Annotated in this window: 18 protein-coding genes and 1 tRNA gene; 8 read left to right on the top strand and 11 right to left on the bottom strand. The window is 71.4% G+C overall.

The features are described 5' to 3' along the window. Positions 1–983, top strand: a 983-nt coding sequence (locus B9S58_RS18150; protein ID WP_181009356.1) for an ATP-dependent RecD-like DNA helicase, incomplete at its 5' end; no start/stop codon positions are given. A 111-nt stretch (positions 984–1,094) separates the two neighbouring features. Here the strand turns inward: B9S58_RS18150 and B9S58_RS18145 are convergent. After that, positions 1,095–1,760 carry a hypothetical protein gene (locus B9S58_RS18145; protein ID WP_103533174.1) on the bottom strand — a complete coding sequence of 222 codons (666 nt, stop codon included), beginning with the start codon at positions 1,758–1,760 and terminating at the stop codon, positions 1,095–1,097. A gap of 47 nt (positions 1,761–1,807) precedes the next feature. Between B9S58_RS18145 and B9S58_RS18140 the strand changes: the two genes are divergently transcribed. Further along, on the top strand, positions 1,808–1,996 hold the full coding sequence (locus B9S58_RS18140; protein ID WP_103533173.1) for a DUF5703 family protein: 189 nt from the start codon (positions 1,808–1,810) through the stop codon (positions 1,994–1,996). 70 nt (positions 1,997–2,066) lie between these two features. On the opposite strand, the gene B9S58_RS39975 is transcribed toward B9S58_RS18140, so the two are convergent. From B9S58_RS39975 to B9S58_RS18125, 3 genes are all read right to left on the bottom strand, one after another. Continuing rightward, positions 2,067–2,867 carry a chaplin gene (locus B9S58_RS39975; RefSeq protein ID WP_103533172.1) on the bottom strand — a complete coding sequence of 267 codons (801 nt, stop codon included), beginning with the start codon at positions 2,865–2,867 and terminating at the stop codon, positions 2,067–2,069. A 139-nt stretch (positions 2,868–3,006) separates the two neighbouring features. Next, positions 3,007–3,240: a chaplin ChpH gene (chpH, locus tag B9S58_RS18130; RefSeq protein ID WP_003970136.1), complete on the bottom strand. Its 234-nt coding sequence runs from the start codon at positions 3,238–3,240 to the stop codon at positions 3,007–3,009. Positions 3,241–3,392: 152 nt separating this feature from the next. After that, positions 3,393–4,727 carry a M20/M25/M40 family metallo-hydrolase gene (locus B9S58_RS18125; RefSeq protein WP_103533171.1) on the bottom strand — a complete coding sequence of 445 codons (1,335 nt, stop codon included), beginning with the start codon at positions 4,725–4,727 and terminating at the stop codon, positions 3,393–3,395. Between the two features lie 185 nt (positions 4,728–4,912). Here B9S58_RS18125 and B9S58_RS18120 point away from each other — a divergent pair. Next, positions 4,913–5,000: transfer RNA gene (locus B9S58_RS18120), tRNA-Leu, on the top strand. A gap of 62 nt (positions 5,001–5,062) precedes the next feature. Next, entirely contained in the window at positions 5,063–6,001 is a 939-nt protein-coding gene (locus B9S58_RS18115; protein ID WP_103533170.1) for an RluA family pseudouridine synthase, read from the top strand. Positions 6,002–6,014: 13 nt separating this feature from the next. On the opposite strand, the gene B9S58_RS18110 is transcribed toward B9S58_RS18115, so the two are convergent. The 3 genes from B9S58_RS18110 to B9S58_RS18100 form a co-directional block, all read right to left on the bottom strand. Then, a complete protein-coding gene (locus tag B9S58_RS18110) occupies positions 6,015–6,644 on the bottom strand; it encodes an MBL fold metallo-hydrolase (RefSeq protein WP_103533169.1) in 630 nt (209 codons plus the stop codon). Next, a complete protein-coding gene (locus tag B9S58_RS18105) occupies positions 6,644–7,729 on the bottom strand; it encodes an S-(hydroxymethyl)mycothiol dehydrogenase (RefSeq protein ID WP_103533168.1) in 1,086 nt (361 codons plus the stop codon). The genes B9S58_RS18110 and B9S58_RS18105 overlap by 1 nt, the downstream gene beginning before the upstream one ends. A 113-nt stretch (positions 7,730–7,842) precedes the next feature. After that, a complete protein-coding gene (locus tag B9S58_RS18100) occupies positions 7,843–8,544 on the bottom strand; it encodes a FadR/GntR family transcriptional regulator (RefSeq protein ID WP_103533167.1) in 702 nt (233 codons plus the stop codon). A gap of 150 nt (positions 8,545–8,694) precedes the next feature. Here B9S58_RS18100 and B9S58_RS18095 point away from each other — a divergent pair, with 150 nt between their 5' ends. Continuing rightward, positions 8,695–9,204 (top strand): gluconokinase, encoded by a 510-nt coding sequence (locus tag B9S58_RS18095; protein WP_103533166.1) that lies wholly within the window; start codon positions 8,695–8,697, stop codon positions 9,202–9,204. Between the two features lie 11 nt (positions 9,205–9,215). After that, positions 9,216–10,613: a GntP family permease gene (locus B9S58_RS18090; RefSeq protein WP_103533165.1), complete on the top strand. Its 1,398-nt coding sequence runs from the start codon at positions 9,216–9,218 to the stop codon at positions 10,611–10,613. Positions 10,614–10,685: 72 nt separating this feature from the next. Here the strand turns inward: B9S58_RS18090 and B9S58_RS18085 are convergent, their stop codons facing one another. From B9S58_RS18085 to B9S58_RS18070, 4 genes are all read right to left on the bottom strand, one after another. After that, entirely contained in the window at positions 10,686–11,366 is a 681-nt protein-coding gene (locus B9S58_RS18085) for a cytochrome b/b6 domain-containing protein (protein WP_103533164.1), read from the bottom strand. Further along, positions 11,347–12,072: a molybdopterin-dependent oxidoreductase gene (locus B9S58_RS18080; RefSeq protein WP_103533163.1), complete on the bottom strand. Its 726-nt coding sequence runs from the start codon at positions 12,070–12,072 to the stop codon at positions 11,347–11,349. Before B9S58_RS18080 ends, B9S58_RS18085 begins: the two co-directional genes overlap by 20 nt. Before the next feature lie 93 nt (positions 12,073–12,165). Beyond that, on the bottom strand, positions 12,166–13,737 hold the full coding sequence (locus tag B9S58_RS18075; RefSeq protein WP_103533162.1) for an APC family permease: 1,572 nt from the start codon (positions 13,735–13,737) through the stop codon (positions 12,166–12,168). Positions 13,738–13,804: 67 nt separating this feature from the next. Beyond that, the gene (locus tag B9S58_RS18070) at positions 13,805–14,776 is read right to left on the bottom strand and encodes a hypothetical protein (protein ID WP_103533161.1); all 972 of its coding nucleotides are present in this window, start codon (positions 14,774–14,776) and stop codon (positions 13,805–13,807) included. Here B9S58_RS18070 and B9S58_RS37535 point away from each other — a divergent pair. Next, positions 14,775–14,960, top strand: coding sequence for a hypothetical protein (locus tag B9S58_RS37535; RefSeq protein WP_146063526.1), 186 nt, complete (start codon positions 14,775–14,777; stop codon positions 14,958–14,960). The genes B9S58_RS18070 and B9S58_RS37535 overlap by 2 nt on opposite strands. A 19-nt stretch (positions 14,961–14,979) precedes the next feature. Further along, the gene (locus B9S58_RS18065; protein ID WP_103533160.1) at positions 14,980–15,405 is read left to right on the top strand and encodes an ASCH domain-containing protein; all 426 of its coding nucleotides are present in this window, start codon (positions 14,980–14,982) and stop codon (positions 15,403–15,405) included. Positions 15,406–15,444: the final 39 nt, after the last annotated feature.

Genomic DNA, 15,444 nt, shown 5'->3' with positions numbered 1-15,444 from the left:
CGGCGGCCACCGGCGATCCGGACACGGCGGTCACCCTGGCTGGCCTGCTGTCCGGCGCGCAGGGCCCCGGCCGGGACGAGGACGGGGCGCTCGCCCTGGACCTGCTGGTCGTGCTGGACGCCCCGCAGCTGGACGTGGAGGGTGCGGCGGTCCTGGTCGAGGCGCTGGCCGACGGCACCCGACTGGTGCTGAGCGGCGACCCGGGCGTGCTGGGCTCGGCGGGGGCCGGGCGGGTGTTCGCCGATGTGCTGGCCGCCCGCGCGTGTCCGCAGGTCGTCTCCCGCACCCCGGACCCGGGGCCGATCGGCGAGCTGGTCTCCGGCATCGGCATCGGCGAGCTGAACCAGGTCGACGCCCCGGGCAAGGAGGTGGTGATCGTCCCGGTCCGCGACGCGGGCGAGGCGGTCCACCGCACCGTGCAGCTGGTCGCCGACTCGGTGCCCCGGGCGTTCGGCATCCCCGCCGAGGAGACCCAGGTGATCACCGTGGGCCACGGCGGGGCCGCCGGGACCAGGGCGCTGAACGAGGCGCTGAAGCAGCGGCTCAACCCGGGCCCGGGGCGGTTCGGAGGATTCGATCCGGGCGACCGCGTGGTCCATGTGCCCGCGCCCGGCCGTGCGGTGCCCGGGGTGGTGCGCTCGGCCGACGCCGAGGGGCTGCGGCTGGACTGCGGAGGCGTCCCCGTCGTCGTACCGCAGGAGCGGGTGGAGGCGTCGGTGCGGCACGGCTGGGCCCTCAGCGCCCATCAGGCGGCCGGGATGCGCTGGCCCGCCGTGGTCGTGGTGCTGCCGGGCGACGCCGCGCAGGGACTCAGCCGGCCGTGGGTGTACACCGCGTTCGGCCGGGGCGAGCGGCATCTCTCCGTGGTCCACGGGGTGGACCAGGCGCTCCCGCACGCGGTGGCGCAGGTCCCGGCCCAGGAGCGGACGACCCGGCTGCGCCCGCTGCTGGAGGCGCTCCCGACGCCCGACGCGGCTTCCTGAGCGGATGAGTGGGTGAGCTGATCCGGACAGCGGTGGGGCCTCGGTGCACGGTGCACCGAGGCCCCACCGTCACGTCCGGTGCGGGAGAAAGAAGGAAGGAGAGGTCAGAGGTCAGAGGCCGCCCACCGCGGGGCCGGCGAAGTCCTCGTCCGACTCGTCCTCCTCGTCGAAGACCGCGCTGACGTCGAAGCGGCAGACCACGAGTTCGGGGTCGGCGTCCTCGAACGGGGCGCCGAGCCACTCCCCCGGCTCCGGCGGCGCTTCCCCGGCCGAGACCCACAGGGTGGAGTCGCCCTCCTCCAGGCCGAACTCCTTGTGCCGGGAGGCGATCTCGTCCGGTTCGTACTCGCCGAAGAGCACACCGAGCGCGGCGTGGACGCTGGTGCCGACCACCGGGGCCGCGTCCGGGCCGTCGCCCGGACCCACGTCGAGGTCGGCGAGGCGCTGGGCCTGTGCGAGCAGCCGCGGGGGCTCCGCGACCACGTAGTCGCGCCGGATCAGGACACTGAGCGCGCTGGGCTCCGCGGGACCGGCGTAGGGCGGCAGGGAGTCGTCCGCGCCGGGGATCTCGAAGGGGGTGACTTCGTCGTAGCGGTCGTAGAGGAGCTCGTCGTAGACCTCGGCGGCAGCGGCAAGGGCGTTGAACGCGTCGTAGACGGCGGGGTCGTCGTCCCCGGTACGGCGTTCGACCGCGTCGAGGTGACGGTCGATCGCGGCTTTGACCGCTTCGGCGGCGGCACGTACCTCGGCAGCGGTGGGCTGCGCAGCATCAGACATAGTGCAGACGCTATCCGTACCGGGGCACTGCCCGCACAATAGATGCGATGCCGGAATACGAATTCGTCGACGTGTACGTGCCGCGCGGGGTCTCCCGCAGGGAAGCGGCCCGACTCCTGACCGACCACGCCGAGTACGGACACTGGGAACTGGACCGCCTGACGCTCCGCAGGGACGGCAGCCGCAGGGTGCGGCTGCGCCGACGGATCATCCGTCAGCTACGGGCCACCTGGTGACATGGAGCGGGCCCCGCAGTCGCGGGGCCCGCTCCCTACGTGGGGTGTGCCGTGCTGTGCGCGCCCCGGGTCAGGCGGCGCTGCGCGAGCGGCGGTAGAGAACCGATCCCGCACCGGCGAGCAGCAGACCGGCGCTGGCCGGGATGAGCAGTTCGAGCCCGCCACCACCGGTCTGTGCGAGTTGCTCCTGGGGGAAGTGCTGGGTCTCGGGAGCGTTCGGCTCGGGCTTCTCGTTGACCGGCGTCTCCGGCGTGACCGGGGGAACCTCGGGCTCCTCTGGCGGCGGGGGCGGAACCTCGGCGTCGTTGGAGCAGCTGTTGCCGAAGGCGGGGTTCAGCAGTCCGCCGATGGTGACGCTGTTCCCGCAGAGGTTCACGGGGATGTCGATCGGTGCCTGGATCAAGTTGCCGGAGAGGATGCCGGGCGAGCCCTGGGCGGTCCCTTCGGCCGTGGCGCCGCCGCCCGGGGCCCGGTGACGGCCGGCACCGGGCTCGGAGTGCCGGTCCGAGGCGCCGGAGCGCCGGTCCGAGGCGGTGGTGTCGCCGGCCTGGGCGTCGTTGCCGGTGTCGCCGGGGACCGAGCGGGTCTCGGGAGCGGCCGAGCGGTCGGCCGAGCCGTCAGATTCTGCTGATCCGTTTCCGCAGTCGTTTCCACCGGTGGGGTTGAGCAGTCCGCCGACGCTGACGGAGTTGCCGCAGACGTTGACCGGGATGTCGATCGGGACCTGGACCGAGTTGCCGGACAGCACGCCCGGCGAGCCGGACGCCGTGCCGGCCGCCCCGGAGTCGGCGTGGGCGTATCCACCACTGAGCGCGAGCACTCCGCCCGCAGCCGCCATGGTGATCAGGCCTTTACGAGTGACCTGTCGCATAGGTTCGTTTCCTGCCTTCTGGCTTCCGAAAAACCCCCGGACATGACCGTGCGGGAGCCGAATGCCGAACGGTCCCGGAGCGCATGGAGTGCACTCCGGGACCGATCGAGCTCAAACCCTTACGGGTTGACGTTCAACGTCAGGCGTTGACGCAGGTGTTGCCGAAGGCGGGGTTCAGCAGACCGATCACGGAGACCGTGTTGCCGCACACGTTGATCGGCACGTGGACCGGAACCTGGACGACGTTGCCGGAGAGCACGCCGGGGCTGCCGATGGCAGCACCCTGGGCGCCCGCGTCGGCGGAAGCCATGCCCGCACCCGCGAGAACGAGGCCACCCGTAGCAGCCGCAACTGCGACGACCTTCTTGATCATTATTCCTCCTAGTTGGAAATGCGGTCCCAGCCGCGGACCGCAAACCTTGTAACGAGGAGGCTGGGGCGGGGCTACGTGTGAACGGCTCGTTTCACCCGTTCGGACATCTCCGCACAGGTGGACGAATCGACGGCTTATCGGTCAGGGGGCGGTCAGGAATGGTCGATGAACCGGTCGAGCACCCGCACGCCGAACTGCAGACCGTCGACCGGGACCCGCTCGTCGACGCCGTGGAACATCCCGGCGAAGTCCAGCTCAGGCGGCAGCTTCAGCGGGGCGAAGCCGAAGCCCCGGATGCCCAGGTCGTCGAAGGACTTCGCGTCGGTGCCGGCCGAGAGCATGTACGGCACGGCACGGGCGATCGGGTCCTCGGCGACCAGCGCGGTCTGCATGGCGTCGACCAGGGCGCCGTCGAACGTGGTCTCCAGCGCCTTGTCCGCGTGCACGTCCTCGCGCCGCACGTTGGGGCCGAGGATCCGGTCCAGGTCGGCCAGGAACTCCTCCTCGTACCCCGGCAGGTAGCGGCCGTCGACGTGGGCGGTCGCCTGGCCCGGAATGACGTTGACCTTGTAGCCCGCACCGAGCTGCGTGGGGTTGGCGGTGTTCTGGAGGGAGGCGCCGATGAGCTTGGCGATGCCGCCGAGCTTGGCGAGCGTCTCGTCCATGTTCTCCGGGTCCAGCTCGGTGCCCAGCGCGTCCGAGAGCTCGTCCAGGAAGTGCCGCAGCGTCTTGGTGACCCGCACCGGGAACTTGTGCCGTCCCAGCCGCCCCACCGCCTCGGACAGCTCGGTGATCGCGTTGTCCTTGTGGATCATCGAGCCGTGCCCGGCGGTGCCGTCCACGGTCAGCTTCATCCAGTGCATGCCCTTCTGGGCCGTCTCCACCAGATACAGCCGCAGGTTCTCGTTGACGGTGAAGGAGAAGCCGCCGACCTCGCTGATCGCCTCGGTCACGCCTTCGAAGAGCCCGGGGTGGTGGTCGACGAGGTAGCGCGCCCCGTACGTCCCGCCGGCCTCCTCGTCCGCGAGGAAGGCGAGCACGATGTCGCGCGGGGGCTTGCGGCCGGTACGCATCCGCTCACGGACGACCGCGAGGGTCATCGCGTCCATGTCCTTCATGTCGACCGCGCCCCGGCCCCAGACACAGCCGTCCGCGATCTCCCCGGAGAACGGGTCGTGCGTCCAGTCCGCCGCGTTGGCCGGGACGACGTCGGTGTGCCCGTGGATGAGGAGCGCCGGGCGGGAGGGGTCCTCGCCCTCGATCCGGGCGACGGTGGAGGCCCGCCCCTGGTGCGACTCGAAGATCTGCGGCTCCAGACCGACCTCCGCGAGCTTCTCCGCGACGTACTCGGCCGCGAGCCGTTCACCGGGGCCCGAGTGGTCGCCGTAGTTGCTGGTGTCGATCCGGATCAGGTCACGACAGAGGTCGACGACCTCCCTCTCGGCGTTGCCGCCGGTGACGGCCTTGCCCGTGCTGCTCTCGCTCACGCTGGTTCCTTCCACTGTCGCTGTGGTGCTCCTCCTCATCCTCCCGCGCCCACGGCGTACACCCAAGGCCGCGCACCCCCCCGTCGCGCACCCTTCGCAGCCATCGGGGCGTGATCGAGCACCCCTGAAAGTTTGCTATGGTTTTCCTCGTCGGAACGGGCACGGGCCCGCGAGACAGACACCTTGTCCGGGTGGCGGAATGGCAGACGCGCTAGCTTGAGGTGCTAGTGCCCTTTATCGGGCGTGGGGGTTCAAGTCCCCCCTCGGACACCAGTAGGAGCCCCACTTCGGTGGGGCTCTTTTGCGTCACCGGCCCGCTACGGAGAGGTACGACCATGAGGGGCCGCAGGAAGCCGCCCGTCTCACCGCTCCCCCAGCGGGACGGGATCGACGCGGTGCGGGTGCGGTTGCCGGAGGATCCGGGCGGGGCCCGGGGATGCGTGGGGGAGCATCTGGTAGCTCGGTTCGGCGGGGCGATCGGGGCGGTCCGGGTGACGGAAATGCTCGATGCCGGGCGGTTCGTGGGGGCGGACGGTGTCGCTGTGCGGGGTGATGAGCCCTACGTCGCCGGGCGGTTTCTCTGGTTCCACCGGGACTTCACGGCCGAGGAGCCGGTGCCGTTCCCGGTCGGGGTCGTGTACCGGGACGAGCGCCTCGTGGTCGCGGACAAGCCGCACTTCCTGGCGACCATGCCCCGGGGGCGGCACATCACCGAGACCGCGGTGGCCCGGCTGCGGCGGGATCTGGAGCTGCCCGCGTTGCAGCCCGCGCACCGGCTGGACCGGCTGACCGCGGGGCTCGTCCTGTTCGTGGTGCGGCCCGAGGACCGGGGCGCGTACCAGACGCTGTTCCGGGACCGGCTGGTGCGCAAGGAGTACGAGGCGGTGGCCCCGTACGACCCGGAGCTCACCCTCCCCCGGACCGTACGGAGCCGGATCGTGAAGGAACGCGGGGTGCTCGCCGCCCGGGAGGAGCCGGGCGAGGCGAACAGCGAGAGTCGCGTGGAGCTGGTGAAGCACCGAGGCGGGGTCGGGCGTTACCGGCTACTGCCGGCGACCGGGCGGACGCATCAACTGCGGGTCCACATGAACGCCCTGGGTCTGCCGATCGTTCACGATCCGCTGTATCCGGTGGTGGCGGCGGAGGGGGAGCCGGACGACTGGTCGCGGCCGTTGCAGTTGCTGGCTCGCGTGCTGGAGTTCACCGATCCGGTCGGCGGGGAGCAGCGCCGCTTCGAGAGCGGGCTGCGGCTCTCCGCCTGGCCGGACCGGTGACGTAACGCAACGCTCAGTGGCCGCGCTTGATCCATTCGTCGAGCTGTGGGGCCTCCGCGCCGATGGTGGTGGGGTCGCCGTGGCCGGTGCGGACGGCCGTGTCGCCCGGCAGGGTGAGCAGCCGGTCCCGGATCGAGTCGATGATCGTCGGGAAATGTGAGAAAGACCGGCCGGTGGCGCCGGGACCACCCTGGAAGAGGGTGTCCCCGGTGAAGACCGCGGAGAGGCCGGGGGCGTACAGGCAGACCGCGCCGGGAGCGTGGCCCGGGGTGTGCAGGACCGTGAGCGTGGTGCCGGCGACGGTCAGTTCCTGGCCGTCGGTCAGGGTGCCGTCGGGGGCGCGGTCCGGGTGGGTCCGCTGCCAGAGCGGCAGGTCGTCCGGGTGGAGGAGGATCGGGGCGCCGGTGGCTTCCGCGAGGGCGGGGGCGGCGTCGATGTGGTCGTTGTGCGCGTGGGTGCAGACGATGGCGCGCAGCGTCCGGCCGCTGAGTGCGGCCTCGATGGCGGCGGCGTCGTGGGCGGCGTCGACGACGATCGCCTCGGTGTCGTCGCCGATGATCCAGACGTTGTTGTCGACGTCCCACTCACCGCCGTCGAGGGCGAAGGTGCCGGAGGTGACGAGGTGGTCGATGCGGGCGGTCATCAGAAGACCACCACCGAGCGGAGGACGTCGCCGTCGTGCATCCGGGCGAAGGCCTGCTCGACGTCGCCCAGGCCGATGGTCTCGGTAACGAAGGCGGCGAGGTCCAGGCGGCCCTGCTGGTGGAGGTCGACGAGCATCGGGAAGTCGCGGGAGGGCAGGCAGTCGCCGTACCAGGAGGACTTGAGCGAGCCGCCGCGGCCGAAGACGTCCAGGAGCGGCAGTTCGAGCTTCATGTCCGGGGTCGGGACACCGACGAGGACGACCGTGCCGGCCAGGTCGCGGGCGTAGAAGGCCTGTTCGTAGGTCTCCGGGCGGCCGACGGCCTCGATGACGACATCGGCGCCGTTGCCGTCGGTGAGGGCGCGGATGGCCTCGACGGGGTCGGTGGAGCGGGAGTTGACGGTGTGGGTGGCGCCCATCTTCTTCGCCGTCTCCAGCTTGCGGTCGTCGATGTCGACCGCGATGATCTTCGCCGCGCCGGCCAGCCGGGCGCCGGCGACGGCCGCGTCGCCGACGCCGCCGCAGCCGATGACGGCGACGGAGTCGCCGCGGCCGACCTGGCCGGTGTTGATGGCGGCGCCGATGCCCGCCATGACGCCGCAGCCGAGAAGTCCGGCGACGGCCGGGGAGACCTCGGGGTCGACCTTGGTGCACTGGCCGGAGGCGACGAGGGTCTTCTCGGCGAAGGCGCCGATACCGAGGGCGGGCGACAGCTCCGTGCCGTCGAGCAGCGTCATCCTCTGCTTCGCGTTGTGGGTGTCGAAGCAGTACCAGGGGCGGCCGCGCCGACAGGCCCGGCACTGGCCGCACACGGCACGCCAGTTGAGGATGACGAAGTCGCCGGGGGCGACGTCCGTGACGCCCTCGCCGACCGACTCCACGACGCCCGCGGCCTCGTGGCCGAGGAGGAAGGGGAACTCGTCGTTGATGCCGCCCTGCTTGTAGTGCAGGTCGGTGTGGCAGACGCCGCACGCCTGGACCTTCACGACGGCCTCGCCGGGACCGGGGTCCGGGATCACGATCGTCTCGACCCTGACCGGCTCGTTCTTCCCCGGTGCGATGACCCCTTGCACCTGCTGCGCCATAACCGTGCTCTCCCTGCTCCTGAGCTTTCGCGAAGATCGAACGCGGACAACCGTACGCCTCGGAGGCGGGTCCCGCGCCGCGTCGCCCGGAAGCTCTGCGGGGCACGGAAGCGCTACGGGGCGAGGACGTCCAGTTCGTGCAGGGCGCCGACCGCGATCTCCTTGGTGATCCGTTCGGCGGCCTCCGGGTCGCCCTCGCGGACCGCCTCGGCGAGCCGGACGTGCAGCGTGACGGCGGCCGGGTCGGGGTCCTCGAACATCACCTGGTGGTGGGTGCGGCCCGCGAGCACCTCGGCGACGACGTCCCCGAGCCGGGCGAACATCTCGTTCCCTGAGGCGTTGAGAACGATCCGGTGGAAGGCGATGTCGTGTTCGAGGTAGCCCTCCAGCTGCTGACCGCGCGAGGTGGCGACCATGCCGAGGGCGCGTTCGGTGAGCTCGGCGCACTGCGCGGCGGTGGCGTGGCGGGCGGCGAGGCCGGCGGCGACGGGTTCGATCGCGGAGCGCAGCACGGTGAGGGAGCGCAGCTGGCGGGGGCGGTCGGCGCCGGCGAGGCGCCAGCGGATGACCTGGGGGTCGTAGACGTTCCAGGTCTCGGTGGGACGGACGGTCACACCGACGCGGCGGCGGGATTCGACCAGGTGCATCGATTCCAGGACCCGGACCACTTCGCGGACGACCGTACGGGAGACGTCGAAGCGCTGGGCGAGCTCGTCGGTGCGCAGGACGCTGCCGGGCGGGAACCGGCCGGAGGAGATCTCCAGCCCCAGGGTGTCCAGCACATGTGTATGCAGCCCCTGGCCCTGTGTGCTCATGAGTCAAGCCTACGGGGCGGCCCTCCGGAACAAAAAGTACGACGTTTACGTCACAGGGTCTTGAATAAGTCACACCTAATAGGTTTCAGTAGCGCGACGGACCGATGTCGAAGAAGACAGCGAGACACCCCCATGAACACGGCACCCCCCATGAGCACCCCCCACGTCGTCGTGGTGATGGGCGTAGCAGGAACCGGCAAGACCACGATCGGTCCCCTGCTCGCCGCCGAACTCGGCGTTCCGTACGCCGAGGGCGACGATTTCCATCCCCCGGCGAACATCGCCAAGATGTCGGCCGGCACCCCCCTGGACGACGACGACCGGTGGCCGTGGCTGGACGCCATCGGCGAGTGGGCGCACGGGCGGGCGGGGCTCGGCGGGGTCGTCTCCAGCTCCGCGCTCAAGCGCGTCTACCGGGACCGGCTGCGGGAGGAGGCGCCGGACGCCGTCTTCCTGCATCTGACCGGTGACCGGGCGCTGATCGAGGAGCGGATGGCGGACCGCAAGGGCCACTTCATGCCCACCGCGCTGCTCGACTCCCAGTTCGCGACGCTGCAGCCGCTCCGGGCCAACGAGGCCGGGGTGAGCGTCGACGTGTCCGGCACCCCTGAGGAAATCACCCGGCGAGCCGTCGCCGCGCTGCGCCGGCTCGACAGTTAAGGACCATCACCGTGACCAGTCTCAGCGTCGAGATGCTGGCAGCGGACGCCGCCGAACCGATCACCTCGGCAGGCAACGCTCAGTTGGGCATCGCCGTCCTGGCGGGCATCGCCGTCATCGTTCTCCTCATCACCAAGCTCAAGATGCACGCGTTCCTGGCGCTGACCATCGGTTCGCTGGCGCTCGGCTCCTTCGCGGGAGCCGCCCCGGCCGACACGATTCTCAGCTTCACCGCGGGCCTCGGCTCCACCGTCGCGGGTGTGGGCGTCCTGATCGCGCTCGGCGCGATCCTCGGCAAACTGCTCGCCGACTCGGGCGGGGCGGACCAGGTCGTCGACACCATCCTCGCGAAGGCGAGTGGCCGGGTGATGCCCTGGGCGATGGTCCTGATCGCCTCGATCATCGGTCTGCCGCTGTTCTTCGAGGTCGGGATCGTGCTGATGATCCCGGTCGTGCTGCTCGTCGCCAAGCGCGGCAACTACTCCCTGATGCGGATCGGGATCCCGGCGCTGGCCGGGCTCTCCGTGATGCACGGGCTGATCCCGCCGCACCCCGGCCCGCTGGTCGCGATCGACGCCCTGGACGCCAATCTCGGGGTGACGCTGGCGCTCGGTGTGCTGGTCGCCATCCCGACGGTGATCATCGCCGGTCCGGTGTTCTCCCGCTACGCCGCGCGCTGGGTGGACATCAAGCCGCCGGAGAACATGATCCCGCAGCGCCCCTCCGAGGACCTGGACCGCCGCCCGAGCTTCGGCGCGACCCTGGCGACCATCCTGCTGCCGGTCGTCCTGATGCTGCTCAACGCGCTCGTCGAGATCGTGGTCGACAACCCCGGGAACGGTCTCCAGAAGGTCACCGCGGTCGTCGGCTCGCCGCTGATCGCCCTGCTCGCGGCCGTCCTCGTAGGGATGTTCACGCTCGGCCGGGCCGCCGGGTTCACCAGGGACCGGCTCGCCGGCACCGTGGAGAAGTCCCTCGCCCCGATCGCCGGGATCCTGCTGATCGTCGGCGCGGGCGGCGGCTTCAAGCAGACGCTGATCGACGCCGGGGTGGGCCGGATGGTCCTGGAGTTCTCCGAGAACTGGTCGATACCGGCCCTGCTGCTGGGCTGGCTGATCGCCGTCGCGATCCGCCTCGCCACCGGCTCGGCCACGGTCGCCACCATCTCGGCCGCCGGGCTGGTCGCCCCGCTGGCCGCCGACATGTCGACCTCGCACGCGGCCCTGCTGGTGCTGGCCGTGGGCGCCGGTTCGCTCTTCTTCAGTCATGTGAACGACGCCGGGTTCTGGCTGGTGAAGGAGTACTTCGGCATGGACGTCGGCCAGACGGTGAAGACCTGGTCGGTGATGGAGACGATCATCTCCGTGGTGGCCATGGCCTTCATCCTGCTGCTGTCGCTGTTGCTGTAGCGCGCGACGGTCGGGCCTCTCGTTCGGATCATGCCGGACCCCGCGAGCCCGGCATGATCCAAACGAGAGGCCCTACGTTCCGGACTCCCCGGGGGGACGGTCGCCCGCCCGGGAGGGTGCGGGGGACCGGCCCCCTTCCGGCTGCCACAGCCGGTGTTCCGTCCGCGCCCAGTGGGGGCCGACCGACCCCGTCCGCATGCCGCGCCGCGCCTCGGGATCGGCGTACGCCATCGCGAGGTGACCGGCCAGCACGACGCCGATGGCGAGCGCCAGCCAGTCGTGGACGAAGGTGGCTCCCGTGCGCACCACCAGGGGCGCGAGCGAGGTGAACCACATCAGCAGCCCGGTGCCGAGCATCACCAGGAGCGCCCCGGCGATCCACGACGCGTAGAGCTTCTGGCCCGCGTTGAACTTGCCCGCGGGCCGTGCCGAGGCCCGGTGGTCACGGCGGCGCACCGCCCGCAGCCAGTGCCGGTCGTGCGGCCCGAACCGGTTGAGCCGGGTCAGGTCGACGCGCAGCTCTCGGGAGGCCAGGCCGAGCAGCAGCGGTACGGGGACGAGCAGGCCCGACCACTCGTGGACGGTCACCACGAGCCGGCGGCGGCCGACGAGTTCGGCCAGCTGGGGCACGTACAGGCAGGCCGCGGTCGCCACGCAGAGGAGCACGAGCCAGGACGTCGTCCGGTGCACCCAGCGCTGCGCCGGGCCGAACCGGTGCACCCGGGGGGCCGGTTCAGACGGTGGGGGTGTCATCGCGGCCGTTGGACCGTCCCACCCAGGCGTCGACGTCATAGCCGAGCTCCTCCCAGTAGCCGGGGCGGACCGCGTCGGTGACGGTGATCCCGGAGAGCCATTTCGCCGACTTGTAGAAGTACATCGGGGCGACGTACAGGCGGACGGGACCGCCGTGCGCGTGGGTCAGGCCCCGGTCCCGCATCCGCAGGGCGACCAGCACGTCGGGACGGCGGGCCTGGTCGAGGGTGAGGCTCTCGCTGTAGACGCCGTCGAAGCACGTGAAGCGGACGGCCTTCGCGCCGGGGCGCACCCCGGCCGCGTCGAGGATCTCGGAGAGTCTGACGCCCTCGAAGGGAGTGTCGGGGACGCGCCAGCCGGTGACGCACTGGACGTCCCGGACCATCCGGGTCTGCGGCAGGGCCCGCAGATCGGACAGGGTGTACGTGGAGGGGCGGTCGACGAGTCCGCCGACGGTGAGACGGTAGTCGGCGGGGCCCTTCTTCGGTACGGAGGAGGCGACGGAGTAGTACCGGAACCCGCCACCGTTGGGCAGCAGCCCGGTCAGCCCGGTCGGGTCCTTGTCGGCGAGCGCTCCGAGGCCGCTCTCCAGTCCTCGCTGGAGCAGCGGCGCGCCCGCGACGGCGGCGGCGCCCAGTCCCAGCACGGACAGGACGAGGCGGCGGCCCACGGGGGCGCCTTCGGTATCGGTCGGGCGGTTGTCCACCCGTTCATTCGAGCACCCGCACGCCCCTGATCACCAGGGAATGCGGATGCCCGTCATCGTTCGGTAAGACCTCGCGGCCCCCTCGGGGAGCGGTCAGCGGCGGACCGACTCGCTCTCGGCCGCCTTCTCCAGCTGGAACGCCTCGTTGCCGAGGCCGATCCGGGCGTGCACCTCGGGCTTGACCGAGCGCAGCACCGCCCCGTACACGAGGCCGCCGACGAGCGCGAGGATGATCACGCCCGGCAGCAGCCAGTTGAGGGCCGAGCCGGAGCCCGAGCCGACGAGGACGTCGAAGTCGCGGACGGTGAAGACGGCGATCGACAGGAGCGCGAGCCCGGCGAGGGCGGAGGCGACCAGGCGAGGGGCCTGCGCGCGGCCCGCGCCGCGCTTGACGAAGAAGGCGATGACGGCGAATGAGGCGGCGGCCATCAGCAGGATGATGCCGAGCGCCCCGACGTTGCCCATCCAGGTGAACAGCCGCAGGACGGGGGCCGTGGGGTCGCCGACCGGGTTGTCGTCGGTGAGTGCGAAGGCCAGCACGATCACGACGGAGACCGCGGTCTGGAGCAGGGATCCGGTGCCGGGGGCGCCGCTCGCCCGGTTGGTGCGGCCGAAGCGGGCGGGCAGCAGCCCCTCGCGGCCCATCGCGAACGCGTAGCGGGCCACCACGTTGTGGAAGCTGAGGAGCGCGGCGAACATCCCGGTGACGAAGAGGACGTGCAGGATGTCGGTGAAGGTGGAGCCGAGCCGCTCCTCGGTGAGGCCGAACAGCATGCCGGGGCCCTCCTTGAGGGAGGTGTCGGCGATGGACCCGGGGCCGGCGGCGACGGTGAGCGCCCAGGAGCTGACCGCCAGGAACAGGGCGGCATAGCCCACCGCGAGGAACATCACGCGGGACACCACGATCTGCGGGCGGCTGGTCTCCTCCGCGTACACCGGGGCCTGCTCGAAGCCGACGAAAGCGGCGATGCAGAAGCAGAGCGCGGTGCCGAGCCCGGCGCCGGTGAGGGTCTCAAGGTTGAAAGCGTGCAGCGACAGGCCCTCGGGGCCCGGCTTGCTCACGGCGGCGATGTCGAAGATCACGACGAGGGCGCACTCGATGACCAGCAGGACGCCGAGCACCTTGGCGTTGAGGTCGATCTTCAGCCAGCCGAGGACGCCGACGACGGCCGCCGCGACCAGGGCCGGTATCCACCACGCCAGCTCGATGTCGAGGTACGCGGCGAAGATGCCGGAGACCTCGAAGCCGAGGATCCCGTAGATGCCGACCTGCATCGCACTGTACGCCACCAGCGCCACGAGCGAGGCGCCGGCGCCGGCGGTCGGGCCGAGCCCGCGGGCGATGTACGCGTAGAACGCGCCGGCGTTGTGGACGTGCCGGCTCATCTCCGCGTACCCGACGCCGAACAGCATCAGGACGACGCCGAGGATGATGTAGAGCAGTGGCTGGCCGACGATGCCCATCACACCGAAGACCGTGGGCATCACCCCGGCGACCACCATCAGGGGGGCGCTGGCCGCGACCACCGACAGCAGGAGGCCGGGGGTGCCGAGCCGGTTCGCGCGCAGGGCGCGTTCCTCGCCCTTGTAGGTGTTGATCCCGCCGGTATCGGCCGTTCCCCTCGTGGTGCCGGTCTCACTGGAAGTTGAACTGCCGGTCGACATGGCGGGGTTGGTCCCTTCTTCGTGGTGGGCGAGGTGGGGTGGTGCCCTTCGTGCTTCGCTTCGTGCTTCACGGGGTGCCGAGCGCGTAGGCACGCGCGGCGGTGAACGCGGCGTGGGGCTCCCGGCCGGAATACGACCAGGGCGCGGCGGTGGCGTACGGCCCGATGCGGTGGAAGAGGGCGGCGGCCTCGGCGGGCCGGCCCTCGCAGACCTTGGCGTGTGCCAGGAAGTTCAGGTCGAGGCGGTGGCGCGGGTGGTCCTCGCGCTCCCATTCCAGCCACCAGTCGAAGGCGGTCTTCATCACCTGGCGGGCCCGGCGTCCGGACCAGTGCCCGGAGGCGGCCGGGTCGTCGGGCTCGATGCCGGCGGCGACCAGGACGCGGTAGCGCTCGGCGTGGGCGACGACCGGGAGCACGGCCAGCGGGGAGTCGGCGGGGGCCAGTTCGGCGGCCCAGGCGGCGAAGTCGTACACCTCGTGGAGGGGATCGTGGCCGCTGGCGGGATTGCTCTCGGCCAGCAGGGCGGCCATCACGTGGTGGGCGTGATGGTGGTCCGGATGGCGGGAGCGCACCTCCTCGAAGAGCCGGCCGGTCTCGTCCGCGCCGTCGTCGCGGCCCCGGTCCAGGAGGAGCAGCGCGAGCCAGGGGGTGGGGTCGTCGGGGGTGAGGCGGGCGGCGGCCAGGCAGGCTTCCCGGGCGCGGGCGGCGTCATTCGGCTTGGCCTTGGGCCGCAGCGCGCGGGCGACCCGGGCGCAGCCGAGCAGGGTGGCGGCGTCGGCGCTCTCGGGTTCGACGAGCAGCCAGTCGCCGGCCCAGTCCACGGCGGACGAGGTCTCGGCGAGGGCCAGACATCGATGTCCGCGGCGGTCCCAGTCCCGCCCCGTCGCCACCAGCAGGGTGCGGGCCTCGGTCCACCTCCCCTGAGTGAACCGGCCGCGTACGGCGATGAGTTCGTCGTCGTCGAGGGCCGGGTCGAACACGTGGTCCGAGCGGCTGCCCCGACGGCGGGAGCGGCCCAGGGGCGGCGGAGGCGGGGGCATGCCGCAGGCTTCTTTCGATGCGGTGTGCGAGCAGATGATCGCGCACAGCAAACCGGCAGGCCATGCTCCACGTCAAGGGGCGCTGTCCGGCAACCGCTCCGGCTTTCCGGTCAGTTGGCTTGAACTGGTCGAACCGCCGGGGGCATCGGCGCAGCGTGCGGACGTGAAGGGTGGGCCGGGGTGACGCCTGACACACTGAGGGCATGGAACCTCGCGAACCCCTCAGCCCCTTCCTCCTCGCCTTTCCCGGGCCGTTGCGCGATCAGCTGGTGGCGGCGGTCCTCTCCGGCGAGAAGGTGTCCACGACCGGGTTGCTGTGCGAATACGAGCTGGAGCAGGAGGAATTGCCCCCGGTGGGCGAACGCTCCGCGCTGATCGACTCGGACGGCCGGGAGGTCGCCGTCATCGAGGTGACCGAGGTACGGGTGCTGCCGCTGGGGGCCGTCGATCTGCAGCACGCGCTGGACGAGGGTGAGGGATACGCCTCGGTGGCGGAGTGGCGGGCGGGTCATGAGGCGTTCTGGCACGGGGCGGAGATGCGGGAGGCGATGGGGGATCCGTCGTTCACGGTGAACGACGGGACGATGATTGTGGCTGAACGGTTTCGGGTGGTCGAACGGCTGGACTGACTGCCAGGGCTCCGCCCCGGGCCCCGCTCCTCAGTCGCC

The sequence above is a fragment of the Streptomyces sp. SM11 genome (genome assembly GCF_002910905.1).
Taxonomy (GTDB): Bacteria; Actinomycetota; Actinomycetes; order Streptomycetales; family Streptomycetaceae; genus Streptomyces.
Note: the sequence above shows the minus strand (reverse complement) of the source record. Positions and strands in the feature narration are given on the sequence as shown.